General features: G+C 38.9%; 1 protein-coding gene. It reads right to left on the bottom strand.

Annotation, left to right across the window (positions count from 1 at the left end; translation table 11 throughout):
- Positions 1 to 1,026, bottom strand: a 1,026-nt coding sequence (locus tag ABD792_RS19105; RefSeq protein WP_345008185.1) for an IS4 family transposase, incomplete at both ends; no start/stop codon positions are given.

Genomic DNA, 1,026 nt, shown 5'->3' with positions numbered 1-1,026 from the left:
ATATCCCTTAGCTCTAAAGCGATGCGCCTTTTGGCGGTTTTATAGCCAATATTATTGGCCTTTTTATAGATAAGCAGCAACATGGCCGCAATCATGGTCATATAAACCATCACCTGTATGCCGTTTTTGTTGAGCGACACCAAATGGCTTAAATTGAGTTCTTGTTTTAGGAACCTAAAAAACACTTCAATACCCCATCTTTTACGATAATAATCGGCAATATCCTTGGCAGAGAGTTCAAACTCATTGGTCAGGAACCAAAACGTCTTGTTCTGCTTATCATTTTTAATGACCACCAATCGAAATTCGGTTTCCACCTTTTGCTCTTTGTAATGAATATTGCCCCGTTTGTTTTCAATGGGCTTTCCGGTATATAGCTTAACTTTACTGTCTTTTACAAGGCGCCAATTGTCCCATCTCTGAATACTTTTTGGATTTAACAAAGATTCAATTTCTTCAAATTTTCGGTTTTCCTTGGAACGAATAATGAATTTAACCGATTGTTCACTGAAGTCTTTCATTGTCCTTGTAGATTGCACGCCTCTGTCAACCACATAAATATTGCCGTGGTGCCCTTCCTTTTTAACATGCTTTAAAATAGCCTCTGGAAGCGCGTTCTCCTCAGATGAATATTTTTGAGTATTAAAAACCTCTACCCCAGATGGTAAAATGCCATCAAACGAAAAACTGAATTTTACCAGTTTTTTACCGCTCTTCTGGTCGATGCCCTCTTTGAGTCTAGCACAGGTATCTGCAACAATGGTGCTGTCTACCCTAATCAGGTTGTATTTCTCAATTTCGGTTGTACTGTAAAGCTCTGAAAACCGACCATACATGTGCTGGTAAATGGCCTTGAAATAATCAGGGTCTATTTTTGATAGCCTTTCTGAAATGGAACTGCGACGAACAGTTTCATCTTCACCTAGACCAAACAACGCTTTAAAACCACTGTGATTAAAAGTATCCTCCAGGCTTCGCTGGCTCAACCTTTCATTGTCGTAAATAGAAAATAAAAGCAGGTAAAAC

Source organism: Snuella lapsa (assembly GCF_039539345.1).
Classification (GTDB): domain Bacteria; phylum Bacteroidota; class Bacteroidia; order Flavobacteriales; family Flavobacteriaceae; genus Snuella; species Snuella lapsa.
This window is presented reverse-complemented; position numbering and strand designations above follow the sequence as displayed.